Source organism: Flavobacterium sp. (genome assembly GCF_027484205.1).
GTDB lineage: Bacteria > Bacteroidota > Bacteroidia > Flavobacteriales > Flavobacteriaceae > Flavobacterium.
In genome coordinates this window covers 1-26323 of record NZ_JAIXUB010000015.1, presented here as the reverse complement: position 1 = coordinate 26323, position 26323 = coordinate 1, and the positions used below count along the sequence as shown (strand labels likewise).

The window sequence follows — 26323 nt, the reverse complement described above, 5'->3', positions numbered from 1 at the left end:
TGCTGACTAATAAATTATTGAGAAAAGAATATATATGAATATAAAAAATAAAATCACAACGTTTCTTTTAGTTGCTTCGGCTTCCGTTTTCGGACAAGAAGTAACTTCACAGCAGGATTCCATTGTGAAAACAGAACCGAAAGCTGAAATTAAAATTTCGTACTTAGATTCGATAAAAGCCACTTTTGTTCATGATGAAATGGCAAGTTGTATTGATAGTCTATGGATGAAAGAATTAGTTTCTCTTGATGTTTATAGCACTTTGCTTGAAGATATTAAAAACGTAGATGTTGATAAAACTGTAGAATATGAACTTCCTACTGATTTATTGAAAGAACGATTGAAACTTTTAGATGAAAAATCACCGTTTAATATTGAATACAATATTGGTTTAGAGAATGTTATTAAATCTTTTTTAAAAAACAGAAAGAAAGGTTTTGAAAGATTGATGGGAATTTCCCAATTCTATTTCCCAATTTTTGAAGAAGAATTAGCAAAGAACAATATTCCTTTAGAAATAAAATATCTTGCTGTTGTTGAATCAGCATTGAATCCGTTAGCCGTTTCACGCGTTGGCGCTACTGGATTGTGGCAATTTATGTATCAAACAGGAAAACAGTACGGATTAAATATTACATCTTACGTTGACGAAAGAAGTGATCCTTTAAAAGCGAGCCAAGCAGCGTCAAAATATATGCAAAATATGTATAAAATTTTTGGCGATTGGGATTTGGTTTTAGCATCATACAATTCTGGTCCAGGAAATGTTGCAAAAGCCATTCGACGTTCTGGCGGTCAACAAAATTATTGGAATATTAGAAAAAATCTTCCAAAGGAAACACAAGGATATTTACCTGCTTTCCTTGCTACAATGTATATTTTTGAATACCATAAAGAACATGGCATTGTTCCAAATAAAGCAGTGGCAAATCATTTTGCTACAGATACAATAATGATTAAAAAACACATGACTTTCAAACAAATTTCTAGTTTGCTTGATGTTCCGGTCGCAGAATTGCAGTTTTTTAATCCTTCGTATAAAAGAAATGAAATTCCAGCAATTTCAGGAGAGAAAAATTTCTTGAGATTGCCAAAAGATAAAATTGCAATTTTTACTTCAAACGAAGATAAAGTTTATGCCTATATCGATTATGAAGCAAGCAAAAGAGAAAAACCTTATGAAAGAATTGCTGTAGCAAAAGTCAAAGACACTTCAAGTGTTGCTACAACAAATAGTGATTTTACCACTAGAACAAAATACCATAAGGTTAGAAAAGGAGATAATTTAAGCAAAATTGCAGATAAATACAATGTTACAATTTCAGATATTAAAGATTGGAACAACTTAAAAGGCAATACCGCACCACTTGGAAGAAATTTAAAAATTCTTTCTACAGAAAAAATTGCTTATAAATCTAACGAAGACGTAGCTACTTCTGAAGCAGTTGCTCCAAAAGCAGTAAAAGAAACACCAACAGAAGTTGCAGTTTCTGAACCAAAATTTGAAAAAGTTTTCAAAACAGAAAAAGTTACTGTAAACAAAGATGTAACTAAATATCATAAAGTCAAAAAAGGTGATGTTCTTGGTGAAATTGCTTCAAAATATGATGTTTCTGTTGCTGATATAAAAAAATGGAATAAGTTAAAAGGAAACAACATTGGTCTTGGTGATAATTTAAAAATTATTAAAAACGAAAAAGTTACGACGACTGTTAAAAAAGAGGTTAAACAACCAATTACAGAGAGAAATCAGGATGTTGTAGCTGTTGAAAGCAAAGTTTCTAAAACTAAAAAAGAAGTAAAAGTTGATACAACTCAAAAACAAGAAAATGTTTATGTTGTTGTAAAAGGTGATAACTTATCTGCCATTGCAAGAAACTACAAAACAACAGTAGAAAACTTAAAGCAATGGAATAATTTATCTGATTATAATGTTGTAGTTGGTGAAAAATTAATAGTTTCAAAAGATGGTTTAACCAATGAAAATGTTGAGCAAGTTGCTTCAAAATCAGAAGGTAAAATAATTGAACATGTTGTTGGAAAAGGCGAATATTTAGGAACTATTGCAAGAAAATATAATACAACTATTAATGATTTGTTAGAATTAAATAACTTGTCAGACACTAACATAAAACAAGGTGATAAATTGATTGTTGGTAAAGAAGACAATACCATTAAAAAATCAAACGATAGTTATGCCGAAACTACTAAAAAAGCAAAAGCAAAATTATATCAAGTGAAACGAGGCGATACACTTACAAGTATATCGAAACAGTTTCCTGGCGTTACGATTGCCGACATAAAAAAATGGAACGGAATTAAAGATGAAAATATCCAACCCGGAATGAAATTAAAAATAGGTGGATAATTCAAGAATCTTCAATAAATTTGGGTATTATACCAATTTCAAAAAATAATAGCCAAATCTACTTGTTCTTTTTTTCCAAAACAGCATAAAAAAATTATTTCATAGAATTACTATGAGATAATTTTTTTTATTTGCCTTGAAAAAAAATAACTTCGCATTTTTTGTCTATTTTTATATCTGTAATTGGTATTATTTCAAAATGAATAAAACCCTTTTTTTATTTTCGTTAGTGTTTTCTTTTCTAGTTTCTTGCGATTCTAAAAAAGACAATCCCACAATTCAAACATCGGGAAAAACTAATGAAGTTGCAGTGATTATTGACGACCAACTCTGGAATGGAGAAGTTGGCGATAGTGTTAGAAATAAATTTGCATCGCCAGTAATCGGTTTACCTCAAGAAGAACCTATATTTTCTTTAAATCAATATCCAGTAAAGCTTTTAGAAGGGTTTATGTCCAATAGTAGAAATATTATTGTCATAAAAAAAGAAGCTAAAAGTCAGTTTAGAATTGAAACTAACGAATATTCTTCACCACAAACAGTGGTTCACATTTCTGGTAAAACAGTTCAGGAATTATTAGATACCATTCAAGCAAATGATTCGTTGATTGTTGACAAAATTAAAAAATCGGAAATTAAAGTATTGCAACAAAAAATCAAATCCGATTCATTAGTCGATTCTCAAAAAATTACAGATGCTTTTAAAATAAAAATTGACATTCCATTGCGATATAGAATGGTGATGATTGGCAAGAAATTTATTTGGTACAAAAAAGAAATCACAAGCGGAAACATGAGTTTGATTTTCTATCAAGTTCCATTAAGCAGTATCAAAAATGATAACAATATTATAAACAGAATTACAAAAATTAGAGATTCTGTTGGAGCAAGATACATTCATGGTGCTGTTGCAAAAACGCGAATGATTACGGAACCTGCTTTTTCACCTTATCTTTTAAAAACTAAGATATTTGGGAGAGAAACATTTGAAACCAAAGGAAATTGGGAACTTTTGCACGATTTTATGAATGGACCATTTATAAATTATGCCATTGTTGACAAGCCAAATAATAGAATTCTAATGATTGAGGGTTTTTGTTATGCGCCATCAAAACAAAAAAGAGATTTAATGTTTGAATTAGAAGCAATAATCAAATCGGTTCAATTTTTGAAAAAGAAATAAAATGGAAACTATAATTTGGAAAATAAAGCGATTTAACGAACTTTCTACTGCTGAATTATATTCTTTATTGCAATTGCGTTCTTTAGTCTTTGTAGTGGAACAAAATTGCGTTTATCAAGACATTGACGGTAAAGACGAAAAAGCATTGCATTTACTAGGTGAGTTTCAAGGAAAAATTGTTGCTTACGCAAGATTATTTAATAAAGCAGATTATTTTGAAAATGCTTCCATTGGTAGAGTAATTGTTCATCTTGATTATAGAGATAAAAAATTTGGACATGATTTGATGAAAAACGCCATTGAAGGTATTGAAAAGTATTTTGGCGAAAGCAAAATAACCATTTCGGCGCAATTGTATTTAAAGAAATTCTATGAAACCAATGGTTTTATCCAAACGAGTGAAATGTATCTTGAAGATGACATTCCACATATCGAAATGAAAAGAAATTAAATTTTTGTAATCAAAATTTCAACGCGTTTATTTTCAGGCTCATTTCCGTTTGGGATAGGAAATTTTCTGCCGTAACCCATATATGACATTCTTTCTGCCAAAATTCCTTTTGAAACTATATAATCAAAAACTTTTTTAGCCCTAGTGTGAGATAAGTTTAATTTCCCAGAAATTTTATCATAGGCATCACTGTTATTGTTCTTTATACAACAAACATGACCTTGAATCTCAATATTTGTGTTTGGATTATTTTTTAAATAATCAACAATTTGTTCAAGCTCAGCAATCGCCTCTTCTTCATTTACAAATTTGGTTTTGCTACCTTCAAATTGAAGTTTTTTGATAATAACTTTATCGCCTATTTCAAGCTTATCACTGAGTGTTTTGTATCTAACAGTGTTGCTGTCAATAATTCTGTTTTCAGCTTCCTTTATTTCAGAAACAAATGAACAATCTATTTCAAAAATTACCTTTCTGTTGTTTGCTCTTTGTTCTTCAATATTAGTGTTTGATATCAAAGAAATTTCTCCATTTCCTCGTACACTTATTTTTTCTTTGGGATATTTATTTTTTACAAGTTGAAATACATTTTTTGCTCTTTCAGATGATAAGATTAAATTACTCTCTTTGGTTCCAACATCATCACAAAATCCATTAATCGATATTTTTTTTGCACAATTAGAATGCATTATTAAAAAATCAGATAATTTTTCGATATCTCTATTCGATAGTTCAGATTTGTTGGTTTCAAAATAAGTTATTAATGAATATTTTGCTGTTTGTCCAAACAATGAAGAAGAAATAATTAAATAAAAGCATATAACTTTTTTCATTAAATCTTCGTAATTACTAATTCCACTCTTCGGTCATATTGTGGATCTTTTCCTAGCGGAACGGTGTTTCCATAACCTTTAAAGGTCATTCTTGTTTTTAAAACCCTTCTAAAAGCTAAATATTTGTAAACGGATTGTGCTCTGTTTGTTGAAAGTTGACGTTTTTTTGTGTCTTTGTCAATAGCTTCTTTTTGATTTCTTGGCGTGCAACAAACATGACCTTGAATTTCAAATTGTATGTTTTTATAACGAACAAGAAGTAATGCAACTTTATCTAATTCAGCCTTAGCTTTAGAAGTTAATTTGCTGCTTCCTTTTTCAAAAAGAATGTTATCTAGATAAACATGATCACCTACGACATGGTTTTTTTGAATGGTATTATAAAACCCAGGAAGAACTATTTTTGGTAATTCTTTTAAATTTAAAACGACATCAACTCTTCGGTTTTTCGAACGTTTTTCTGGAAGATTATCAACAATATCATCATCAATTAAAATTCTACCTTTTCCTTCAATAGTAACAATGATTTTGTTTTTTATACCATTTTCTAATAATTGATTTTGAATGGTTGTTGCTCTGTTAGTAGATAATTTAAAGTTATAATCATCTTTGCCAATATCGTCAGTGTATCCAAAAATCTCAACGGATTCTATTCGAGTAGAATCGGCATTTTTGATAAAATCAACCACTTCTTTTGCTTGTTTTTCGTCCAATGAGTATTTATCAAATTCAAAATAAACAGAATGAACAGCTTCTTCTTGAGCAAAAATAAACCCACAGAAAAATAATAGTGTAAACTTTATAATACGAAACATCTTAGTTTAAAATTTTATTATATTCAGATGAATTAGCTAAAATAGAGGTAGCTTTTATAATTTCGGCGTTATTTTTTGTATAATATTTATACAATCCTTCTTTGTATTGATAACGTTTAATAATTTCATCTAGTATTAATTTCTTGATTTCTTTTTGATTTTTATCTAAAAGAACTTCCTCACTTTTTTTGATTGCAGCCATCAATTGTTCATATTGAGCACTAATGGTTTCATCAATTTTTTCTTTTTGAGCTTTTTCTAAAGTCGTTTTTAATGCCACTTCAGTTTCAGTATCAAATGAAATATTTTCTCTTTTTAAAAAAGCTTTAAAATCAGCAAAATCAGCATCAGTAATTGTTGGAATTTTATCGCCAAGGTTTGGATTTTTATAATAATAGTAAGTTACATAATTAAAAATTCCATCATTTTTTTGCAATGCTTGAGCAATCGTACTTGTTTTTGTTTCATCAAGTTCAATATCGGGTAAAATTCCACCACCATCATAAACCGTTCTTCCTTTTTTGGTTTTGAAAGCATTATATTTTGAAGCATCTGTTTTTATCGCTTTTCCGTCTTTATCTTTTTTAGAATAATCTAATGCCTGAATACATCTTCCAGATGGTGTGTAATATCTTGAAATAGTAACTTTTACTTGTGTTCCATAAGTCATATCAAATGGTCGTTGCACTAATCCTTTTCCAAAACTTCTACTTCCAATGACAACTGCTCTATCTAAATCTTGCAAAGCTCCAGAAACAATCTCTGATGCAGAGGCACTTTTTCCATCAACAATAATGGCTAATGGAATTTCTAAATCGACAGGTTCTCTTGTAGTTTTATAAACGTTATTATACTTTTCGTTTTTAGATTTTGTAGTTACAATGACTTCGTTCTTTGGCACAAAAAGGTTGCAAACATTTACCGCTTCATTCAATAAACCTCCGGGATTTCCCCTTAAATCAAGAATAATTCTTTCCGCGCCATCAGCTTTTAATGCTTCAAGTGCTTCCTTCATTTCTTGAGTGGTTTTTCTGTTAAAGGCAGACAGGACAATATAACCTGTTTTATCGTCAATTTTAGCAAAATAAGGAACTGCTTTGATATCTACTTCGTCTAAAATAATTTGAGCCGTTAATGTTTTTCCTTGACGAATATATTTTACTTCAACTTTAGTGTTTTTTGCACCTTTCATTAGTTGTGAGGCATCTTCTTTAAAATCAGAAAGTAATACATCGCCAATTTGAACAATAGCATCACCAGCTTTTAGTCCAGCTTTGTCAGCAGGATAACCTTTGTATGGTTCTTTGATGATTAGTTTATCCTCTTTTCGAGTAATCATTGCGCCAATTCCGGTGTATTCGCCAGTATTATTGATTTTGAATTTCACCACATCATATTCATTGAAATAATTGGTGTATGGATCTAAATCGGCAAGCATACTTTTGATGGCTTTATCCATTAATTCTGCAGGATTTACCTCATCAACATAATTAGTATTAACGGTTTTAAAAAGTGTTGTAAAAATTTCTATTTGTTTAGCAATTTCAAAAAAATCGCTTTTAAAACTAACCGCAACAAAGAAAAATCCGCTCGCAAGAACAGGAATTACATATCTTTTTTTTAAGTATTTAAACATCTTTTTGTGTTTTTTTCTTGAATCGTTTTTTAACGAAATAAATAATGGCTACTAAAATAACAATAAAAGGCCAAATTTCTATTAACCAAATAAAGAAAGTTGATATTGCATTGAAACCTGATTTTATAGCATTAACAATTTTTGAGCCAAATGATACAGTTGCACCACTTTTTTCTGCATCGGTTTTATATATTTCAAGAGTTATTGTACTCATTGAAACTCTATTTTTAATATATTTTAATCGTCCTTCTTTAGATTCTATTTCTTCTCTAATTTCTGAAAGTTGTCTTTCTACTTCAAGCATTTCAGATACTTTTGTGGCTTTTTTAAGTAGTTCTAGGTAACGTTCTTCTAATGCTTTTTTAGTTTTTATTCTGCTTGCAACATCAATATATTCCTCGGTTACATCTTCTGATGAAATTTCTTTTCTATCAAAATAGTTTACTCCAGTTGAAATTTCTTTAATGAAAGCATCAAAATTTTTACTAGGAATTCTAATTGTTAAATTTCTAAAATGCGTTTGATAATCCTTGCCTTCATTATCATTTTGAATATTTCCACTATTTTTTTTAACTGCATTTTGAACAGTTTCATAGGTTTTTTCTAAATCTTCTGTTTCAAAACGTAAATCACCATTTTTAATTATTTGTGGTTTGATTTTATCCAATCCATCATCTGAAGTATTTGATGAAGGTTCTTCAAGAGCTACTGCTGCAGAATCAACTGCTACAGCATTATAATTTATTTCTTTTGCAGGCAATTGAACAGACATAAATCTGTCTTCAGATGCTTCAGACGAAGCATCATTTTTACAACTTATAATTGAAAAAACAAGTAACAATGAATAAAAGTAATTTTTCATAATAAAGAATTTTAACAATAAAACGTTTACAATGATAAAATTATTGTTGTTCCGAATGTATTGCCGTAATGAACTTTTCAAAAAGCAAAATTGTTTTTTCATTGATTTCTTGATAACTCAGTCGGTCTTTTGTTTGATAAAAAAACATTACTGCAAAAGGTTGATTGATTTTATCTAGGATGAGGTTTTTATTCAATCGATAACATTCTCTTAAAACTCTTTTAAAATAGTTCCTGTCAACAGCTTTTTTAAAATGTTTTTTTGAAACGGAAACGCCAAACTTTATTTTTTCATCCGATTCTTGTAAAGGAATGTAAACTAAACGCAATGGAAATTTCGAAACCGATTTTCCTTCCGTAAAAAGTAAATCAATCGTTTTTCTACTTTTTAATTTTTCGTTTTTCGGATAAGAAAAATCCATAAAAAGATTTAATTGTAGATGTTATAAACAAATTTCACTTCAGAATAGTTGATGTAAAATTGCATTCTGTTATCTTCTTTTTTTCTAGTAATTACTAAAATATTACATTTTGAACCATTGTGATCGACACATTCAAAAGGAACAATTTTTTCGTCATCGTTTTCTATTTTTTCACCATAAGCTTTTATAGTAAAAACTTGTAATTCAGGTGAATTTACAACAATTCTATTCTTTTTTCCGTCGATGGTAATGATGATATCTGCTTTAACAAATTCTGACCAATTTGACCATTTTCCTGTTTGACTTTTCTCGCTGTAGCTTACTGAACTTGTTTTCATTCGAATGGCTTGTGCATTTGAAATAGCCGAAAAACTCAACAAAAAGAAAAATAATACGAATCGAATTGCTTTCATATGTTTCTGATTTTAATAGGTTGTAAAACTACAAATTCTATTCCAAAAAAAACGTTCTCTTATTTTTGAGAACGCTTTTTTTCATTTACTTTATTTCATAAACATTATTATCTCTTTTCACATCAGCCATTAATCCGCTTTGGTCAATGGTTATTTTCTTGATGGTAGTTTTACTTTTATCTATTTCAAAAAAGTATTTCGGATTTCCCCAAGCCCAATCTTTCAAAACTGTTCTTTTAATATTTGGTGTTGGGTTTTCTTTTTCAAAATTCATCATTCGCAACGGAATGTAAAAGTTTTCTTTTGTACCATTAGTATATTCAACCTCAACTTCAATTGGCATTGGCATTCTACCAATTCTTTCTAAAGAAACTCCTGTTTTTTGAACACCATCGGTTGCACCTTCAACATTTGTAATGGCATAGTCAATTGTGTTTGTGGTTTGCGTCCAATCTACTAAATACCAATCTAAAATTGCGCCCGAAACACGTTCAGCAGTTCTTTTAATATCATTTGGCGTTGGATGTTTAAACTTGAATTCATTATAGAAACGTTTAATGGTTTTTTCAAGGTTTTTACGTCCAATTAAATATTCTAATTGCGACAAAAATAACTCGCCTTTAATGTAAGATGCAACGCTATAACTTCTGTTTTCATCGAATCGATCAGCATGTGTAGAAAGTGGTTGTTCTTTTCCTGAATCGACCAATTTAGTATATGCTTTATACGAACCAAGAATAGGATTTTCTCCTTTTTTATCAGATAATTCATAAAGTGCCGTATCTTCAATAAATGTGGTAAAACCTTCATCAATCCAACCGTGTTTACTTTCATTACTTGCAAGAATGTGTTGGAACCAAGAATGTCCCATTTCGTGAGCAATTACGCCAACTAAACCGTCTAATTTTCCCTCGCCAAGAATTAGTGTACACATAGCATATTCCATTCCTCCATCGCCACCTTGAATTACTGAATATTGCTCGTATGGATATTTACCTACAAACGAGTTATAAAACTTCATTAAATCGACTGTTTTTTGTTGTGCAGCTTTCCAATTTTCAACAATATCGGTATTGTTTTTGTACAAAAAATGCAAAGTTGTTCCAAAATCGGTTTTTACAACATCATGAATATAATTTTTATCTGCAGCCCAAGTAAAGTCGTGAACCATTGGCGCTTTAAAATGCCATGTAAGTGTTTTTTGTTTTTTTGGTAGAACAACTTTCACACCATTTTCTTGATAATTATATCCAATTTCGTTTGGGTTTTGAAGATAACCTGTACCACCAAGTACGTAATTTTTATCGATAGTAATTTTTACATCAAAATTTCCCCAAACGCCATGAAACTCTCTAGAAATATAAGCATCAGCATGCCAACCTTCAAAGTCAAATTCGGCCATTTTTGGATACCATTGACTCATAGATAAAGCAACACCTTCTTTATTATTTCTTCCTGAACGACGAATTTGAACAGGAACTTGACCTTCAAAATCTAAAGTTAATACAGTAGATTTTCCTGGTAAAAGCGGTTGATTTAAAACGACCTCGAGAATGGTTTCTATTTCTTTTGAAGTTGCAGAAACGCCATCTTGCTTAAAATTAGTAACATGTAAATACCCAATTTCATTTGGTTTTAAATTAGCAATTCTGCTTTGTTTTTCTTTATCATCTTTGTTCAATTTGGTAAACATTCTGCCATCAGGATCTTTTATAGATTGCAATCGCATATCCATTTCACTTCCTGGTTGAAATGCATTGTTGAATAAATGATAATAAACTTTTTTTAAGGTATCATTTGAATTATTTGTGTAAATAAGCTCTTGTTTTCCTTTGTAAATATAGGTTTTTACATCCATGGAAACTTCCATTTTATAGTCAACATGTTGTTGCCAATAAGTAGAACTTTGTGCAAAAACATTGCAAAAACATAAAAATGAAATTGATAAAAAAAGTAATTTTCTCATAGTATTTATTAAATAAAAAATGGAAGGAACAAACGAACCTTCCATTTTGTAAACAGTTTATTTTTTATTTTTTTGACAGTTGTTCAGCCATCAAAAGAGCATTGTAGGCGTTTACAAATCTTCCAGATTTAGATGCATTTGAAAAAGGACGTTTTTCTTTTTTCTCACCTAAAACCACTTCAAGAGATGATAATGGCGTTCCAGAATCCATAAGGATTTTTTTCACTTGTGGCGCTGTTAGATTTGGGTAATATGAACGAATCATAGCAGCAACACCAGCAGCATTTGGTGATGCCATTGAAGTTCCTTGTTCATATTTATATTTATTATTTGGAACAGTAGCATAAATTTCTTTTCCTGGAGCATAAATATCAACATTTGATGAGCCAAAATTAGAGAAATCAGCTACCATATTTACACCATATTCTTTCCCAATAGCACCAATTGAAATGAAGTTAGTTGCAAATTCAACATTATTTACTTCATCGGTTGGGAAATTTGGTTCAACATCAATGTTTTTACCATCATTTCCTGCTGCGTGAACTATTAAAACATCTTTGCTTTCAGCATATTTAATTGCTTCAAAAACCCAGTCTTTATGTGGTGAATAATCTTTTCCAAAACTTCCATTAATTACTTTTGCTCCATTATCAACAGCATAACGAATAGCTAAAGCAATATCTTTATCATATTCATCACCATTTGGAACAGCTCTAATTGCCATGATTTCAACATTAATTGGAGCAACTCCATCGCCACCTTTTCCATTTCCACGAACTTGAGCTATAATTCCAGAAACGTGTGTTCCGTGTTCAATGTCACCGCTGATTGGACCTTTTACATTTCCGTTTCCATATTTTTTATCGTTAATGTCATCAGGATTGTCTCCAACTATTTTTCTTCCATCAAAATTTACATTCAAGTTATAGTTAATTTGATCGTAGACATAATCTATTTGACCTTTCATATCCTCTTGAAAATTTGGACCAATTTGTGTCGCAACGCTCAACATTATCATTTTGTTTTGATTTAAAGCAGCATCAGTGGTAACAATTTTTTTCAAATCATCAATAGTATATGTTTCTTTTTTCAAATGAGTTTTAATTTCTTTATCAGCTTTAGCAATCATATCCATTTGAGGTTTGTATTGCATCATTTCTGCTAATTTTGCATCAAGTTCTGCTTTTGCAACAGTATAATTTGGATCAGACGGACCTTTTTTAACAATACGTGTCAATTCAAGATTTTCATCAGTTGATTCGCCAAGGAAATTCCATCCGTTTACATCATCAACGAATCCATTATTGTCATCGTCTTTTTTGTTTCCGGCAATTTCTTTTTTGTTTATCCAAATCTTACCTTTCAAATCTTCGTGGTCAATATCTACACCAGAATCAATTACACTTACAATTACTTTTGTTCCTTTTTTACCTTTCAATAATTCAGCGTAAGCTCTATCAACACTCATTCCTGGAATAGTATCTTTCACTAAATCTAAATGACTCCATCTTTTCAAATCTTCTTCTTTTAATGGAGTAGTTTTTAATGGAGTTTTATCAATATTAGCTGGATTTGTTGTTACCATTGGTGCTAATGCAGAATTACAACTTGACAAGATAAGTGTAGCAAAAGCAGATACAAAAATTGGTTTTATTAATTTCATTATTTTTATTTTTAAAAAATTGGTATAAAAGTATTTAGTTTAGTTACAAAGGTATATTTTATTTAACATTAGATTAAGATATCCTCACATTTAAAAATTTCTTTCAATCGAATCCCTTTTTCTGTTTTTTCTACCGTTATGATTTCGTTATGTGCATCGTGTTCTAGTAATAAATAGAAGTTGTTTTCGGCACAGTTTTCTAAAAATTTTGATTTTTCGGGCATTGTTAAAAGTGGTCGCGTATCATAACCCATGACATAAGGCAAAGGTAAATGACCAGCTGTTGGAATTAAATCGGCACAAAAAACGATTGTTTTATCTTGGTATTGAATATGCGGAATCATCATTTTTTCGGTGTGTCCATCAACAAAGAAAATTCCAAAATCAAGTTCCGACTTTTCTAAGAAATCACTATCAGGTCTTTTTATGAAATTTAACTGTCCGCTCTCATGCATCGGCATGATATTTTCTGAAAGAAAAGAAGCTTTTTCACGCTGATTTGGTTTGGTTGCCCATTCCCAATGGTTTTCATTGGTCCAAAATTTAGCATTTTTGAAAGCAACTTCATATCCTGTTTTGTCTTTGTTCCAATTTACGCTTCCACCACAATGATCAAAATGCAAATGCGACATAAAAACATCAGTTACATCATCACGATGAAATCCATATTTAGCTAATGACTTATCTAACGAATGATTTCCCCAAAGCGAATAATAACTAAAAAATTTCTCCGATTGTTTGTTTCCCATTCCAGTATCAATAAGGATTAACCGATTTCCTTCTTCAATTAAAAGACAACGAGCTGCAATATCAATGAGGTTTTTTTCGTCAGCAGGATTAGTTTTATTCCAAATGGTTTTTGGCACTACACCAAACATAGCTCCACCATCTAATTTAAAATTACCAGCTTCAATTGGGTAAAGTTTCATGATTTTTATTTTTTAAAACGTTGCAATTTACTAAATAGGTTGATTTGATAAACGATAAAATCAATTTTTTCTATGAAAACATTAGTTATAAAAATGTTAGTGTTTGTTGATAAAATCGATAATTGTAGTAACTTTGCGCTTAATTTAGACAAAATCAAAATAAGCAATGATTAAAGTTTCTGACACAGCAAGCAAAAAAATCATCGATATGATGAAAGATGACGGTTTTGACGCTGCCAAAGATTACGTTAGAGTAGGCGTAAAAAGTGGTGGTTGTTCTGGTTTATCTTATGAATTAAAATTTGACAAAGAATTAGGTGAAAACGACAAAGTTTTTGAAGATAATAATGTAAAAATCGCAGTTGAGAAGAAATCGTTTTTGTATTTAGCAGGAACTATTTTAGAATTTTCAGGCGGATTGAATGGAAAAGGATTTGTATTCAATAATCCTAACGCATCAAGAACTTGTGGTTGTGGAGAATCATTCTCACTTTAGATAAAAAATTATGTCAAAATACACAGAAGAAGATTTAAAAGTCGAATTAGAAAACAAAGAATATGAATATGGTTTTTATACCGATTTAGATTCTGAAACGTTTCCTATTGGATTGAATGAAGACATTGTTCGTGCTATTTCTAAAAAGAAAGAGGAACCACAATGGATGACCGATTGGCGTATTGAAGCTTTTCGTGCTTGGCAAGAAATGATAGAGCCAGAATGGGCAAATGTGCATTATGAAAAACCAGATTTTCAAGCAATTTCATACTATTCTGCTCCAAAAAAAGCGGATCCAAACAAAACCCTTGACGATGTTGATCCAGACCTTTTAGAAATGTATAAAAAGTTAGGAATTTCTATTGACGAGCAAAAGAAATTGAACAATGTTGCAATGGATATTGTAGTAGATTCTGTTTCTGTAGCAACTACTTTCAAGAAAACATTGGCAGAAAAAGGAATTATTTTCATGAGTATTTCCGAAGCTATTCGCGAATATCCGGAACTGGTTCAAAAATATTTAGGAACAGTTGTGCCACAAAGAGATAATTTTTATGCAGCTCTAAACTCAGCAGTTTTCTCTGACGGAAGTTTCTGTTATATTCCAAAAGGCGTTCGTTGTCCTATGGAATTATCAACCTATTTCCGTATCAATCAAGCAGGAACAGGTCAATTTGAAAGAACACTTCTTATTGCCGATGAAGGTAGTTATGTTTCTTATTTAGAAGGTTGTACAGCGCCAAGTCGTGACGAGAATCAATTACACGCAGCAGTTGTAGAATTAATCGCATTGGACGATGCTGAAATAAAATATTCAACGGTTCAAAACTGGTATCCTGGAAATAAAGAAGGAAAAGGTGGTGTTTTTAACTTTGTTACAAAAAGAGGAATTTGCGAAAAAAATGCAAAAATTTCATGGACGCAAGTAGAAACAGGTTCGGCTGTAACTTGGAAATATCCATCAGTGGTTTTAAAAGGAGACAATTCTATAGGAGAATTTTATTCAATAGCAGTAACTAATAACTTCCAACAAGCCGATACAGGAACTAAAATGGTTCATTTAGGAAAAAACACTAAATCAACTATTATTTCTAAAGGAATTTCTGCAGGAAAATCGCAAAATAGTTATAGAGGATTAGTTAGAATTAGTGCTAATGCAGATAATGCTAGAAACTTCTCGCAATGTGATTCTCTTTTAATGGGAAATAATTGTGGTGCACATACTTTTCCGTACATCGAAAGTAAAAATTCAAGTGCCAAAATCGAACATGAAGCAACCACATCTAAAATTGGTGAAGATCAAGTATTCTATTGCAATCAAAGAGGAATTCCAACCGAAAAAGCTATTGCATTGATTGTAAATGGTTTTAGTAAAGAAGTTTTGAATAAACTGCCTATGGAATTTGCGGTTGAAGCACAAAAATTATTAGAAATTTCCTTGGAAGGATCAGTTGGATAAATTGGTTTCAAGTTTAAGGTTTCAAGTTGATTCCTAAACTGATATAAACTTTGAATAAATTAAAATTTTAATATAATGAATGTTTCAACGTTAAGTTGTAAAAAACTTGAAACTTGAAACCTGAAACAAAATAAAACATGTTATCAATAAAAAATTTACACGCTTCAGTTGAAGACAAAGAAATATTAAAAGGAATTAATCTTGAGATAAAAGCAGGAGAAGTTCATGCCATTATGGGACCAAATGGTGCCGGAAAATCAACACTTTCTTCCATAATTGCAGGAAATGAAAACTATGAAGTTTCTGAAGGCGAAATCCTTTTAGAAGGCGAAGATATTTCTGAATTAGCACCAGAAGAAAGAGCTCATAAAGGAGTTTTCTTGTCGTTTCAATATCCAGTAGAAATTCCTGGAGTTTCTGTTACGAATTTTATCAAAACAGCGATTAACGAAAAGAGAAAAGCTAACGGACAAGAGGAAATGCCTGCCAACGAAATGTTGAAATTAATTCGTGAAAAATCAGAATTATTGGAAATGGACAGAAAGTTCTTATCACGTTCGTTAAACGAAGGTTTTTCTGGCGGAGAAAAGAAACGTAATGAAATCTTCCAAATGGCAATGTTGGAACCAAAAATCGCGATTCTAGATGAAACCGATTCAGGTTTGGATATTGATGCGCTACGAATTGTGGCCAATGGTGTAAATAAATTGAAAAATGAAAACAACGCTGTTCTAGTAATTACGCACTACCAACGTTTGTTAGATTATATCATTCCAGATTTCGTTCACGTTTTAATGGACGGAAAAATCGTAAAATCAGGAGGAAAAGAATTGGCTTACGAGTTGGAAGAAAAAGGATACGATTGGATTAAAAGTGAATTAGTTTAAAAAGTTATCAGTTGTCTGTTATCGGTTTCAAACTGACAACAAAAACAACTGACAACCGACAACAAAATTATGGATTTAAAAGAAAAATTAGTATCGTCTTTCATGGCATTTGAAGAGCAAATCGATGTGACTTCGCAGTTGCATGATGTGCGTACTTCGGCTATAAAAAACTTTGAAAATAAAGGTTTCCCAACTAAAAAAGAGGAAGCATGGAAATATACTTCGTTGAACCCCATCTTAAAAAATGACTTCACCGTTTTTCCAAAACACGAAAATGCGATTGAATTTGCTGCCGTTAAAAAATACTTCTTGCACGAAATAGATACGTATAAAGTGATTTTTGTGGACGGAAAATTCTCTTCGTTTTTATCGGCAACTACTCATGATGGAATTGATGTTTGCTTAATGTCATCGGCATTGACCAAACCAAAATACAAAATGGTTATTGATGAGTATTTCAACAAAATTGCGAGCAAAGACGAGACTTTAACTACGTTGAATACCGCTTTCGCAAATGAAGGTGCGTACATCAACATTCCGAAAAGTAAAGTTGTTGAAAAACCAATTGAAATCATTTATTTCTCTACTGGAGTTGAAAACGCTTTGATGGTTCAACCTCGAAATCTGGTAATTGTAGGCGAAAATGCTCACGTTCAAATTATTGAAAGACATCAATCACTGAATGAAAACCCGGTGTTGACCAATGCGGTTACGGAGATTTTTGCTCAAAAACGTGCCATTGTAGATTATTATAAAATTCAAAACGATTTGCTATCGGCAAATTTGATTGATAATACGTATATTTCTCAAAAACAAGAAAGTAGAGTTTCAGTTCATACGTTTTCTTTTGGTGGAAACATCACTAGAAATAACTTGAATTTCTATCATTTTGGTGAAAGAATCGACTCGACTTTAAAAGGAATTACCATTATTGGTGATAAGCAACATGTTGATCATTACACATTGGTAAATCATGCAACGCCTAATTGCGAAAGCCATCAAAACTATAAAACTATCCTTGCTGATAGTTCAACAGGAGTTTTCAACGGAAAAATATTTGTAGAAAAAGAAGCGCAAAAAACCGATGCTTTTCAGCAAAACAACAACATTTTAATAGGTGATAAAGCCACAATCAATGCCAAACCACAATTAGAAATTTTTGCCGATGATGTAAAATGTTCGCACGGTTGCACCATTGGTCAATTAGACGAAAGTGCCATGTTTTACATGCAACAACGTGGTATTCCAAAGAAAGAAGCCAAAGCGTTATTGATGTATGCTTTCTCCAACGAAGTAATAGAAAGTATCAAAATACCCGAATTAAAACAACGAATTACTAAGATTATCGCCAACAAATTAGGTGTTAATTTAGGGTTTGATTTATAAAAAAAGGTTGTCAATTTTGACAACCTTTTTTTGTAAAGTTTAGTTTTTCTTAATTAAGAACATAATTAATTAATGTTCTCTCATTTGAAACACCTCCATTTAAAATCTGAATTTCTTTTATTGGACCAATATCTTTTGCAAACCAATATTCTGAAAATACACTATTAATTTCTCCATCAACATTTGTTTCTGCATCCATTGTCGTTTTGATTACATTCGTATAAGTTACACCGTTGATTACTTCTGTAACATCTCTTGCAGTTATTTTACCTGTATATGTAACCGTTGTTGGCAGTGAACCGTTGTTGCCATTATAACTAAAAGTTACTTTAGGACGAAGTGTTCCAGACCATGTTTCGTTAACAGCTAAATCATCTTTAAACATAGGCATTTGGTAACCTTTAATATTTATGGTAACTCCACTTTGAACTGTCGTTATATCAGCAATTTTTTGATAATAAGTAGCTCCTTTTTTGGTTACCCAATTTTGAGTATTTAAACCAGAATCATCACCTTCATCCTGAAGTTCATAATAAGTAGTTCCGCCGAATTCATCTGTTCCAATCATTTTTAGTTGTTCCGTGTTTCCATTGGCATTAAAATTCCATACGTTATTTAATTTCATTGGAAAATAATCTCCGGTAGTAGTTCCATTAGATTCGCCGCTATCATCACTACTACAAGAAGTTAAAAACAATGATGTAAATAGTAAAAGAATCGAAATAAATTGTGTAGTCTTTTTCATGTTGAATTTTTTCATTTTAATAATTTTGGCAAAAGTATAAATATTTAAAAGGAAAACGTTGTTTTATTGGGTTTATTGCTTCTTCAAACTCCCAACAACGCCACTCAACAATCCATTAAAATCAAATTCAGGATCTTCTTTTAAACCCATTCGAACAATTACTAAATCATGACTTGGGAAAATAGCAACCATTTGTCCTTGATAACCACTTGCGTAATACATGTCTTTAGGAGCATTTGGAAATCTTCCGCCTGCGTTTAACCAAAATTGCCCACCATATTGTCCGTTAGAAGAATTGGTTGGAGTTGCAACGTATTTTGCCCAACTTTCATCAAAAATTTGTTCGCCATTCCAATTGCCTTTGTGTAAATATAATAAGCCAAATTTTGCCCAATCGCGAGTTGTTGCCCAACCATAAGAAGAACCTACAAAATTTCCAGCCATATCGGTTTCAACGATAGCTGAATTCATGCCTATTTTATCAAACAAACTGCTGTACCAAAAATCTAAATATTCTTGATGCGTTTTGAATTGTTTTCTCAAAATACCACTTAATAAATTGGTTGTTCCAGAAGAGTAGTTCCAAGTATTATTCGGTTTTCCAACTAATGGTTTGTTGATTTGCGATTTGGTCATGTCTTCTTCAATAAATAACATTTTGGTAGCATCACAAATTTTAGAATAATTCTCTTCCCATTCCAAACCAGAATTCATGTGAAGTAAATCGTTTGTGGTAATTTTTGAACGTTCATCGGTTGCCCATTCTGCAATTGGCGCAGGTTTCATAATGTCGAATTTGCCTTGTTTTTGCAAAATTCCAAAGTAAGTTGCCGTCAAACTTTTTGTCATCGACCAACCCAATATTTTAGAGTTTTTATTAAAACCATCAGTGTATTTTTCAGCAATAATTTTGTCTTTATAAATTACAATTACAGAACGAGTTCGTTTCTCTTTTTGACCTTTTTTGTCGAAAGCATTGGCAACAACAGCGTTTAATTTGGCATAATCAATGTTTGAAAAAACAGTGTCTTTTGGTTCTAAATTTCCATAAGGAAAAGGTAAATTAGTGTTAATTTTAGTTCTTTTCGGAACATTGTACGGTTTTGAAACATCAAAATCATCATTGATTAAAGTCGCACCCAAACCTTCACGATAGATGGCTTTTCGTTCTTTAAAACCATAAACTTTTGAAGTTACAAATCGTTCTTTATCATTAATTTCGTTGGTTGCCCAATCTATTTTATCAATATCATTATCACCTTGTTGAATAGTTTCCAGCGAACGATTGTCTAAAAAATGTCCAGAAGTAACACTTTTAGCAGAGAAACCCGAGATTAAATCAAGTTGCGGATAAATTTCTATTCGAAGATAAACTAAAACTAACACTAGTAAAATCGCGAATATTTTGAAGATTTTTTTCATTTTAAATAGATTTTGATGCAATTTAGGAAATTATTTTTTTAACCACATAGAAACATAGATTTTGATTTTAAAATTTGTAGTCACTTCGTTTTGTCAAAGTATACATAGCTATGTTTAAAAACAAAGTTTTCTGTATTCAATCTTTTCATACTTTATAATCTATGTTTCTATGTGGTTTCAAATAGAAAATGCGGGTTAAAAATCTTGGATAATTATTAACATCTGTTTGGTAGAAATCAGTTTCAATTTTATTACTTTTGTATTTAGAAAAATTCTAAATAAAGAAATGTTAGATATAAATAAAATACGAGCTGATTTCCCAATATTATCGCAACAGATTTATTGTAAACCGTTGATTTATTTTGATAATGGTGCTACATCTCAAAAGCCTAAAGTGGTGATTGATGCTATTACAAAATATTATGAAAATTTGAATGCGAATATTCATCGAGGTGTACATAAATTAAGTCAAGACGCTACTGATGCGTATGAGGTTTCTCGTGGTAAAATTCAAAATCATATTAACGCTAAATTTCCATACGAAGTAATTTTTACTTCAGGAACTACACATGCTATAAATGCCGTGGCGAATGGTTTTGCTTCAATTTTGAAAACAGGTGATGAGGTTTTGGTTTCTGCTTTAGAACATCATAGTAATATTGTGCCTTGGCAAATGTTGTGTGAAAAAACTGGAGCTGTTTTGAAAGTGATTCCGATGAACGAAGTTGGTGAATTAATACTATCAGAATATGACAATTTGCTTTCAAATAAAACTAAAATTGTAACTGTAAATCATATTTCAAATGCTTTAGGAACGATTAATCCTATTGAATATATGATAAAAAAAGCGCATGAAGTTGGAGCTGCTATTTTGATTGATGGCGCTCAAGCTACTCCACATTTAAAACCTGATGTTCAAGCTTTAGATTGTGATTTTTATGTGTTTTCAGGACATAAAATTTGTGGGCCAACAGGAGTTGGAATTTTATATGGAAAAGAAGAATGGCTTCGAAAACTACCTCCATATCAAGGTGGTGGCGAAATGATCGCTACGGTTTCTTTTGAAAAAACTACTTATGCCGATTTGCCTCATAAATTTGAAGCAGGAACACCTAATATTGAAGGAGGAATCGTACTTGGAACTGCCATTGATTACATGAATGAAATTGGTTTTGACAATATTGCTGTATATGAACAAGAATTACTAGACTACGGAACAAAAAAACTTTTAGAAATAGAAGGATTAAAAATCTATGGAACAGCTAAAGAAAAAGCTTCGGTGATTTCATTTAATATCGAAGGAATTCACCCTTACGACATTGGCACGATAATAGATAAATTAGGAATAGCGGTAAGAACAGGTCATCATTGCGCTCAACCCATTATGGATTTTTTCTGTATTCCAGGAACAATTAGAGCTAGTTTTGCTTTTTACAATACTAAAGAAGAAATTGATATCTTTGTCGAAGCCGTTAAGAAAGCTAAAATGATGTTGTCTTAAAACATAAAAACATGAAAAAATTTTCACTTTTGTTATCTGTTGTTTTTGCAATTATTGGGTGTAATTGTCAAAAGAAAATTGTTGAGGAACCAAAAAAAGAAACAACTTCAAATGTTAAAGAATATAATTTACCAAAAATAGAGTATGTAGCAAATACTAGAGGTTTTTATGAAAAAATAACCATAGAAAATCAATCAGTATGGGTTACAAACAATCGTGAAGACAAGACAAATGGTGAGGAAACAAAAATTCCTGATGATGTAAATAAAGAATTATCAAGTTATTTGAATTCTGTAAATCTTGACAAGTTAGCAACATACAAAGATCCAACTCAAAAACGATTTTATGATGGTGCTGCAATTGCAAATTTGAAAATTATTTCAAATGGGAAAGAATATCAAACGGTTGATTTTGACCACGGAAATCCACCTTTAGAAATTCAAAATTTGGTAAATAAAATAACCTCATTCGGAACAAAAAGATAATTAAAGAATGACAATTAAAGAAATACAAGACGATATAGTTGATGAGTTTTCAATGTTTGACGATTGGATGCAACGCTATGAATATATAATTGAGTTAGGCAAATCACTTCCAATAATCGAAGAACAATTTAAAACTGAAGATAATGTTATAAAAGGTTGTCAATCAAAAGTTTGGGTTCATGCAGAGCAAAATGATGAAAAGGTTGTATTTACAGCCGATAGCGATGCTATTTTGACAAAAGGAATAATTGCTATCTTAATTAGGGCATTTTCAAATCAAAAAGCGTCGGATATTTTAGATGCAAATACTGATTTTATTGACGAAATTGGATTGAAGGAGCATTTATCACCAACTCGAGCCAACGGATTGGTTTCAATGATAAAACAAATAAAAATGTATGCTTTAGCTTTTAGTGCTAAAAATTAAATAATTATGGAAGAATTTAAAGACGAAATTAATTTAGGAGAAAACGTTGTTAAGGTTTTAAAAGGTATTTACGATCCTGAAATACCTGTTGATATATATGAGTTGGGTTTGATTTACGATGTGATGATTAATGAAGACAATGAAGTTAAAGTTTTAATGACATTAACTTCACCAAATTGTCCTGTTGCAGAAACGCTACCTCGTGAAGTTGAGGAAAAAGTTACTAAAATTGATGTTGTAAAATCATGCGAAGTTGAAATCACCTTTGATCCACCATGGAGTAAAGATTTGATGAGTGAAGAAGCAAAGTTAGAGTTAGGAATGTTGTAAAATGTCGGAGGAAATAATAAATAAAGTTGCCAATTCTGTTCTCGAAGTTTTCGATTTAGAAGATTATTATCCAAATGGAGTTCGAACACAAATAGACATTTCACAATGGCTTTATGAAGGATTTCTTTTGAAAGAAAAAGATTTTCGTGAAGCATTAAAAAATCATGATTGGTCACAATATCAAGGACATTTAGTTGCAGTTAATTGTTCTACTGATGCTATAATTCCAGCTTGGGCAAGTATTTTGGTTACAGTTTATGTTTCGCCTTTAGCAAGGAAAGTTGTTTTGGGTAATTTATCTGATTTGGATACACTATTATATCAAGAGGTTTTGACAGATATTGATTATTCTATATATCAAGATAAGCCAGTCATTTTAAAAGGTTGTTCTAAAAAACCTGTTCCCGAAAGCGCTTACATCATTGCAATTCAAAAACTACAACGGGTCGCAAAAAGTGTCATGTATGGCGAAGCTTGTTCTGCTGTTCCTCTTTTTAAAAAAGTAGTTTAAATTCTACAAAACCAACGACTTACATTTTGGTTAAAATTTGTTAAAGTGAAATGTATTTATACCTTTGCACTCGAAAATTTTAAAACAAAACAAAATGAAGAAAATTTTACTTTCAATAGTTTTTTTAATGACTGTGAGTTTATCAACGGCTCAAACTACAGAAAAAGAGAACTTAAAAAAGACAGAAGAAGCTGCTAAAGTTGGTGCTGATAAACCTAATGGATGGGTTAAAAAAGGCACTTTTACATTTTTAGCAAATCAAGCATCTTTCAACAATTGGTTAGCAGGTGGACAAAGTAATATCTCAGGAAATGTGGGATTAAATTATGAATTCAATTACAAAAGCGGAGATTGGAATTGGGACAACAGATTATTGGCTGCTTATGGTCTTACAAAAATAAAAGATCAAGAAATGCAAAAATCTGATGATCGATTAGAATTCAATTCATTATTAGGAAAAAAAGCTTCAGGTTACTGGTTTTATTCTGCATTTTTTAACTTCAAAACACAATTTGATTCAGGTGTTGATTTAGCTTCTGGTATAAAAACTTCTCATTTCTTTTCACCTGCATTTTTTCAATTTGGACCAGGTATGATGTGGAAAAAAAGTGATAATTTGAAAGTAAATATTGCTCCTGCAACTTCTAAGTTAATCATTGTTCATCCTCACTTTACTGATTTAGGACCATCTTTTGGAGTTGAGCAAGGTGATAGTTCTCGTTTTGAATTTGGAGCAGCTGTAAATGGTTATTATAAATTTAATTTAATGGAAAATGTTTCTGTTGAAAACATCTTAAATTTATATTCAAACTATTTAGAAGATCCACAAAATGTTGATATTGATTATACTTTAAATGTTGCCATGAAAATTAATAAAGCTTTATCAACTAATTTAGCTTTCCAAACTATTTATGATGATAATGCTTTTAGAGGTTTTCAAACAAGACAAGTTATTGGTTTAGGTGTGAATTATGGATTTTAATTCTTAATAAACATATTTTAAAAATGCCTTTAGAATTTCTAAAGGCATTTTTTTATTCTTCTTTCTCAACAGCATCTTTATAATCTGGATATAAAAACTTATTATATGGAAATCTTGTAATATGAATTTCTCTTACAGCTTCATAAACTATTTCTCTAAATTGCTCAAAATTTTCTTTTTCTGTTGCCGAAATAAACAGAGCGTTTTTTTCACCTACATTACTCATCCAAGTCTGTTTCCATTCCTCTAAAGTATAATGTTTAGTTGTTCTTTCAGTCATTAAATCATCTTCTTCAATAGTAAGATGTTTATAAGCATCAATTTTATTGAAAACCATAATTGTAGGTTTATCATTACTTTTGATATCCATCAAAATTTGATTTACAGATTCAATATGATCTTCAAAATCAGGATGAGAAATATCAACCACATGAAGTAATAAGTCAGCCTCACGAACTTCATCTAATGTACTTTTAAATGATTCTACTAATTGTGTAGGTAGTTTTCTAATAAATCCAACAGTATCAGATAATAAGAAAGGTAAATTTCTAATTACAACTTTTCTAACAGTTGTGTCCAATGTTGCAAATAACTTATTCTCGACGAAAACATCACTTTTGCCTATTGCGTTCATTAATGTTGATTTCCCAACATTTGTATAGCCAACAAGAGCTACACGAACCATTGCGCCTCGATTTCCTCTTTGAATAGACATTTGTTTGTCAATAGTTTTAATTTTATCTTTCAATAAAGCAATTCTATCTCTAACGATACGTCTATCAGTTTCAATTTCGGTTTCACCTGGACCACGAAGACCAATACCACCTTTTTGTCTTTCAAGGTGTGTCCACATTCCTGAAAGTCTTGGAAGTAGATATTGACATTGGGCTAATTCTACTTGTGTTCTGGCATAAGAAGTTTCTGCACGTTGAGCAAAAATATCTAGAATAAGATTAGTTCTATCTAAAACTTTACAATCAAGGATTTTTGAAATGTTTTTTTGTTGAGAAGGTGATAATTCGTCATCAAAAATTACAGTAGAAATTTCATTTTCTTTGGTGTAAAGTGCAATTTCATCCATTTTACCAGTTCCAAGAAATGTTTTTGGATTTGGGCGTTCCATTTTTTGCCAAAATCTTTTCACCACTTCACCTCCAGCTGTAAAAGTTAAAAACTCAAGTTCATCGAGGTATTCAACAAGTTTTTCTTCATTTTGATTTTGAGTTATAATACCAACAATGACTGTTTTTTCAAAATCTATTTTTTCTTTTTCTAACATAATTAAATTATCTAGCACAAAAATAGACAAAACGCACAAATAATCGACAATCTGCAAATTAAAATCTGAAACATAATTTTATTTAGTTAAAAACTGCAATTTTATAGCTTTATTTGTAAAATTTGTTAAATTTGAAGATTAAAATCAAACAAACTCAAATTATAATTAACTTAAATTTCCTTATTTAATGAAGAAAATTACTTTACTAGTCCTTTCATTATTTCTTTCACTTGTCGGATATGCTCAATTTCCTACACCTGGAACTGAAGGTTTTGAAGGAACAACAGGTGCAGATCTTGCTGCGCCAACAACTCCGACTCCATGGACACTTGGAACAGGAGTTACAGGAAACCAATGGGCCGTTTTTGATAACGGTGTTGGTTTAGGGCAACGTTGGGGAATTAACAACGCAACTGCTTCTCCACCAATTGTTTATGCAGGAACAAATGCTGCTTACATCAATAGAGAAAATATTGGTCTTGGAAATACATCTGAAGATTATTTAGCAACTCCATTATTAACCGTTCCAACTAATGGTCAATTACGTTTTTTTGCACGTACATTCTCAAATGGAAATACAGGAACTTTATATCAAGTTAAAATCGCACCAGCAACAGGAGTACAAAATTTACCTGCTGCATACACAACTTTACTTGCAGAATATAATGAAGATCAATTGACTCTCGATCCTAACGGAGTTCAAAACGCTTTTAATGTTTACACAGAGAAAGTAATTGATTTTCCTGCTTCATTAATTGGTCAACAAGTTTATGTTGCCTTTGTAATGAAATATACTCAAACTACAACTGGAATTAGTGGTGATAGATGGCTTTTAGACAATGTTAGAATTGCTCAAAAGTGTTTAGACCCAAC

26 protein-coding genes are annotated in these 26323 nt (G+C 31.0%); 14 read left to right on the top strand and 12 right to left on the bottom strand.

Annotated elements, in window-relative coordinates; genetic code table 11:
• Positions 1–34 precede the first annotated feature (34 nt).
• The 3 genes from Q0049_RS06085 (at position 35) to Q0049_RS06075 (ending at position 4002) form a co-directional block, all read left to right on the top strand.
• On the top strand, positions 35–2368 hold the full coding sequence (locus Q0049_RS06085; protein ID WP_298117665.1) for a LysM peptidoglycan-binding domain-containing protein: 2334 nt from the start codon (positions 35–37) through the stop codon (positions 2366–2368).
• 199 nt (positions 2369–2567) lie between these two features.
• Positions 2568–3551, top strand: a complete 984-nt coding sequence (locus Q0049_RS06080; RefSeq protein WP_298117663.1) for a DUF4837 family protein — start codon at positions 2568–2570, stop codon at positions 3549–3551.
• Between the two features lies 1 nt (position 3552).
• Complete coding sequence (locus tag Q0049_RS06075; RefSeq protein WP_298117661.1) at positions 3553–4002, top strand: GNAT family N-acetyltransferase; 450 nt, start codon at positions 3553–3555, stop codon at positions 4000–4002.
• On the opposite strand, the gene Q0049_RS06070 is transcribed toward Q0049_RS06075, so the two are convergent.
• The 9 genes from Q0049_RS06070 to Q0049_RS06030 form a co-directional block, all read right to left on the bottom strand.
• The gene (locus tag Q0049_RS06070) at positions 3999–4835 is read right to left on the bottom strand and encodes an OmpA family protein (protein WP_298117659.1); all 837 of its coding nucleotides are present in this window, start codon (positions 4833–4835) and stop codon (positions 3999–4001) included. The genes Q0049_RS06075 and Q0049_RS06070 overlap by 4 nt on opposite strands.
• On the bottom strand, positions 4835–5650 hold the full coding sequence (locus Q0049_RS06065) for an OmpA family protein (protein ID WP_298117657.1): 816 nt from the start codon (positions 5648–5650) through the stop codon (positions 4835–4837). The genes Q0049_RS06070 and Q0049_RS06065 overlap by 1 nt, the downstream gene beginning before the upstream one ends.
• Before the next feature lies 1 nt (position 5651).
• The gene (locus tag Q0049_RS06060; protein ID WP_298117655.1) at positions 5652–7286 is read right to left on the bottom strand and encodes a S41 family peptidase; all 1635 of its coding nucleotides are present in this window, start codon (positions 7284–7286) and stop codon (positions 5652–5654) included.
• Positions 7279–8148, bottom strand: coding sequence for a DUF4349 domain-containing protein (locus Q0049_RS06055; protein WP_298117653.1), 870 nt, complete (start codon positions 8146–8148; stop codon positions 7279–7281). The genes Q0049_RS06060 and Q0049_RS06055 overlap by 8 nt, the downstream gene beginning before the upstream one ends.
• 40 nt (positions 8149–8188) lie before the next feature.
• The gene (gene rnpA, locus Q0049_RS06050; RefSeq protein ID WP_298117651.1) at positions 8189–8569 is read right to left on the bottom strand and encodes a ribonuclease P protein component; all 381 of its coding nucleotides are present in this window, start codon (positions 8567–8569) and stop codon (positions 8189–8191) included.
• A gap of 8 nt (positions 8570–8577) precedes the next feature.
• Entirely contained in the window at positions 8578–8982 is a 405-nt protein-coding gene (locus Q0049_RS06045; RefSeq protein ID WP_298117648.1) for a hypothetical protein, read from the bottom strand.
• An 85-nt stretch (positions 8983–9067) separates the two neighbouring features.
• Positions 9068–10948: a M1 family metallopeptidase gene (locus Q0049_RS06040; RefSeq protein WP_298117646.1), complete on the bottom strand. Its 1881-nt coding sequence runs from the start codon at positions 10946–10948 to the stop codon at positions 9068–9070.
• A 64-nt stretch (positions 10949–11012) separates the two neighbouring features.
• Positions 11013–12611, bottom strand: a complete 1599-nt coding sequence (locus tag Q0049_RS06035) for a S8 family peptidase (protein WP_298117644.1) — start codon at positions 12609–12611, stop codon at positions 11013–11015.
• A 68-nt stretch (positions 12612–12679) separates the two neighbouring features.
• Positions 12680–13540, bottom strand: a complete 861-nt coding sequence (locus Q0049_RS06030) for an MBL fold metallo-hydrolase (RefSeq protein ID WP_298117642.1) — start codon at positions 13538–13540, stop codon at positions 12680–12682.
• Positions 13541–13706: 166 nt separating this feature from the next.
• Between Q0049_RS06030 and Q0049_RS06025 the strand changes: the two genes are divergently transcribed.
• From Q0049_RS06025 to sufD, 4 genes are all read left to right on the top strand, one after another.
• A complete protein-coding gene (locus Q0049_RS06025; RefSeq protein ID WP_298117640.1) occupies positions 13707–14036 on the top strand; it encodes an iron-sulfur cluster assembly accessory protein in 330 nt (109 codons plus the stop codon).
• Positions 14037–14046: 10 nt separating this feature from the next.
• A complete protein-coding gene (gene sufB / locus Q0049_RS06020) occupies positions 14047–15495 on the top strand; it encodes a Fe-S cluster assembly protein SufB (RefSeq protein WP_298117638.1) in 1449 nt (482 codons plus the stop codon).
• A 137-nt stretch (positions 15496–15632) separates the two neighbouring features.
• A complete protein-coding gene (gene sufC / locus Q0049_RS06015) occupies positions 15633–16382 on the top strand; it encodes a Fe-S cluster assembly ATPase SufC (protein ID WP_298117636.1) in 750 nt (249 codons plus the stop codon).
• A gap of 69 nt (positions 16383–16451) precedes the next feature.
• On the top strand, positions 16452–17768 hold the full coding sequence (gene sufD / locus Q0049_RS06010; RefSeq protein WP_298117634.1) for a Fe-S cluster assembly protein SufD: 1317 nt from the start codon (positions 16452–16454) through the stop codon (positions 17766–17768).
• Between the two features lie 49 nt (positions 17769–17817).
• Here sufD and Q0049_RS06005 read toward each other — a convergent pair whose 3' ends face one another.
• Together Q0049_RS06005 and Q0049_RS06000 are read right to left on the bottom strand one after the other, a co-directional pair.
• On the bottom strand, positions 17818–18528 hold the full coding sequence (locus Q0049_RS06005; protein WP_298117632.1) for a hypothetical protein: 711 nt from the start codon (positions 18526–18528) through the stop codon (positions 17818–17820).
• Between the two features lie 57 nt (positions 18529–18585).
• The gene (locus Q0049_RS06000) at positions 18586–19935 is read right to left on the bottom strand and encodes a serine hydrolase (RefSeq protein ID WP_298117630.1); all 1350 of its coding nucleotides are present in this window, start codon (positions 19933–19935) and stop codon (positions 18586–18588) included.
• A gap of 286 nt (positions 19936–20221) precedes the next feature.
• Between Q0049_RS06000 and Q0049_RS05995 the strand changes: the two genes are divergently transcribed.
• The 6 genes from Q0049_RS05995 (at position 20222) to Q0049_RS05970 (ending at position 24171) form a co-directional block, all read left to right on the top strand.
• Positions 20222–21436 carry an aminotransferase class V-fold PLP-dependent enzyme gene (locus Q0049_RS05995; protein WP_298117628.1) on the top strand — a complete coding sequence of 405 codons (1215 nt, stop codon included), beginning with the start codon at positions 20222–20224 and terminating at the stop codon, positions 21434–21436.
• Positions 21437–21447: 11 nt separating this feature from the next.
• Positions 21448–21921 carry a hypothetical protein gene (locus tag Q0049_RS05990; RefSeq protein WP_298117626.1) on the top strand — a complete coding sequence of 158 codons (474 nt, stop codon included), beginning with the start codon at positions 21448–21450 and terminating at the stop codon, positions 21919–21921.
• A 7-nt stretch (positions 21922–21928) separates the two neighbouring features.
• On the top strand, positions 21929–22348 hold the full coding sequence (locus Q0049_RS05985; protein ID WP_298117624.1) for a SufE family protein: 420 nt from the start codon (positions 21929–21931) through the stop codon (positions 22346–22348).
• 6 nt (positions 22349–22354) lie between these two features.
• Positions 22355–22678: an SUF system Fe-S cluster assembly protein gene (locus Q0049_RS05980; RefSeq protein WP_298117622.1), complete on the top strand. Its 324-nt coding sequence runs from the start codon at positions 22355–22357 to the stop codon at positions 22676–22678.
• A gap of 1 nt (position 22679) precedes the next feature.
• A complete protein-coding gene (locus Q0049_RS05975) occupies positions 22680–23189 on the top strand; it encodes a DUF2480 family protein (protein ID WP_298117620.1) in 510 nt (169 codons plus the stop codon).
• Between the two features lie 94 nt (positions 23190–23283).
• On the top strand, positions 23284–24171 hold the full coding sequence (locus tag Q0049_RS05970) for a DUF3078 domain-containing protein (RefSeq protein ID WP_298117618.1): 888 nt from the start codon (positions 23284–23286) through the stop codon (positions 24169–24171).
• A 52-nt stretch (positions 24172–24223) separates the two neighbouring features.
• On the opposite strand, the gene hflX is transcribed toward Q0049_RS05970, so the two are convergent.
• The gene (gene hflX, locus Q0049_RS05965; RefSeq protein ID WP_298117616.1) at positions 24224–25450 is read right to left on the bottom strand and encodes a GTPase HflX; all 1227 of its coding nucleotides are present in this window, start codon (positions 25448–25450) and stop codon (positions 24224–24226) included.
• 187 nt (positions 25451–25637) lie between these two features.
• On the opposite strand from hflX, the gene Q0049_RS05960 reads away from it, so the two are divergent.
• On the top strand, positions 25638–26323 hold a 686-nt coding region (locus tag Q0049_RS05960), incomplete at its 3' end, for a choice-of-anchor J domain-containing protein (RefSeq protein ID WP_298117614.1).

Excerpts from the sequence above, each read along its gene's own strand:
- Q0049_RS06055 (WP_298117653.1), bottom strand. The coding sequence starts at position 8,148 with ATGAAAAATTACTTTTATTCATTGTTACTTGTTTTTTCAATTATAAGT.
- Q0049_RS06045 (WP_298117648.1), bottom strand. The coding sequence starts at position 8,982 with ATGAAAGCAATTCGATTCGTATTATTTTTCTTTTTGTTGAGTTTTTCG.
- Q0049_RS05995 (WP_298117628.1), top strand. The coding sequence starts at position 20,222 with ATGTTAGATATAAATAAAATACGAGCTGATTTCCCAATATTATCGCAA.
- Q0049_RS06075 (WP_298117661.1), top strand. The coding sequence starts at position 3,553 with ATGGAAACTATAATTTGGAAAATAAAGCGATTTAACGAACTTTCTACT.
- Q0049_RS06065 (WP_298117657.1), bottom strand. The coding sequence starts at position 5,650 with ATGTTTCGTATTATAAAGTTTACACTATTATTTTTCTGTGGGTTTATT.
- Q0049_RS06070 (WP_298117659.1), bottom strand. The coding sequence starts at position 4,835 with ATGAAAAAAGTTATATGCTTTTATTTAATTATTTCTTCTTCATTGTTT.
- sufB (WP_298117638.1), top strand. The coding sequence starts at position 14,047 with ATGTCAAAATACACAGAAGAAGATTTAAAAGTCGAATTAGAAAACAAA.
- Q0049_RS06005 (WP_298117632.1), bottom strand. The coding sequence starts at position 18,528 with ATGAAAAAATTCAACATGAAAAAGACTACACAATTTATTTCGATTCTT.
- Q0049_RS06085 (WP_298117665.1), top strand. The coding sequence starts at position 35 with ATGAATATAAAAAATAAAATCACAACGTTTCTTTTAGTTGCTTCGGCT.
- Q0049_RS06060 (WP_298117655.1), bottom strand. The coding sequence starts at position 7,286 with ATGTTTAAATACTTAAAAAAAAGATATGTAATTCCTGTTCTTGCGAGC.
- sufC (WP_298117636.1), top strand. The coding sequence starts at position 15,633 with ATGTTATCAATAAAAAATTTACACGCTTCAGTTGAAGACAAAGAAATA.
- rnpA (WP_298117651.1), bottom strand. The coding sequence starts at position 8,569 with ATGGATTTTTCTTATCCGAAAAACGAAAAATTAAAAAGTAGAAAAACG.
- Q0049_RS06080 (WP_298117663.1), top strand. The coding sequence starts at position 2,568 with ATGAATAAAACCCTTTTTTTATTTTCGTTAGTGTTTTCTTTTCTAGTT.
- Q0049_RS06040 (WP_298117646.1), bottom strand. The coding sequence starts at position 10,948 with ATGAGAAAATTACTTTTTTTATCAATTTCATTTTTATGTTTTTGCAAT.
- Q0049_RS05985 (WP_298117624.1), top strand. The coding sequence starts at position 21,929 with ATGACAATTAAAGAAATACAAGACGATATAGTTGATGAGTTTTCAATG.
- Q0049_RS05990 (WP_298117626.1), top strand. The coding sequence starts at position 21,448 with ATGAAAAAATTTTCACTTTTGTTATCTGTTGTTTTTGCAATTATTGGG.
- Q0049_RS06025 (WP_298117640.1), top strand. The coding sequence starts at position 13,707 with ATGATTAAAGTTTCTGACACAGCAAGCAAAAAAATCATCGATATGATG.
- Q0049_RS05970 (WP_298117618.1), top strand. The coding sequence starts at position 23,284 with ATGAAGAAAATTTTACTTTCAATAGTTTTTTTAATGACTGTGAGTTTA.
- sufD (WP_298117634.1), top strand. The coding sequence starts at position 16,452 with ATGGATTTAAAAGAAAAATTAGTATCGTCTTTCATGGCATTTGAAGAG.
- Q0049_RS06000 (WP_298117630.1), bottom strand. The coding sequence starts at position 19,935 with ATGAAAAAAATCTTCAAAATATTCGCGATTTTACTAGTGTTAGTTTTA.
- Q0049_RS05980 (WP_298117622.1), top strand. The coding sequence starts at position 22,355 with ATGGAAGAATTTAAAGACGAAATTAATTTAGGAGAAAACGTTGTTAAG.
- Q0049_RS06035 (WP_298117644.1), bottom strand. The coding sequence starts at position 12,611 with ATGAAATTAATAAAACCAATTTTTGTATCTGCTTTTGCTACACTTATC.
- Q0049_RS05975 (WP_298117620.1), top strand. The coding sequence starts at position 22,680 with ATGTCGGAGGAAATAATAAATAAAGTTGCCAATTCTGTTCTCGAAGTT.
- Q0049_RS06030 (WP_298117642.1), bottom strand. The coding sequence starts at position 13,540 with ATGAAACTTTACCCAATTGAAGCTGGTAATTTTAAATTAGATGGTGGA.
- hflX (WP_298117616.1), bottom strand. The coding sequence starts at position 25,450 with ATGTTAGAAAAAGAAAAAATAGATTTTGAAAAAACAGTCATTGTTGGT.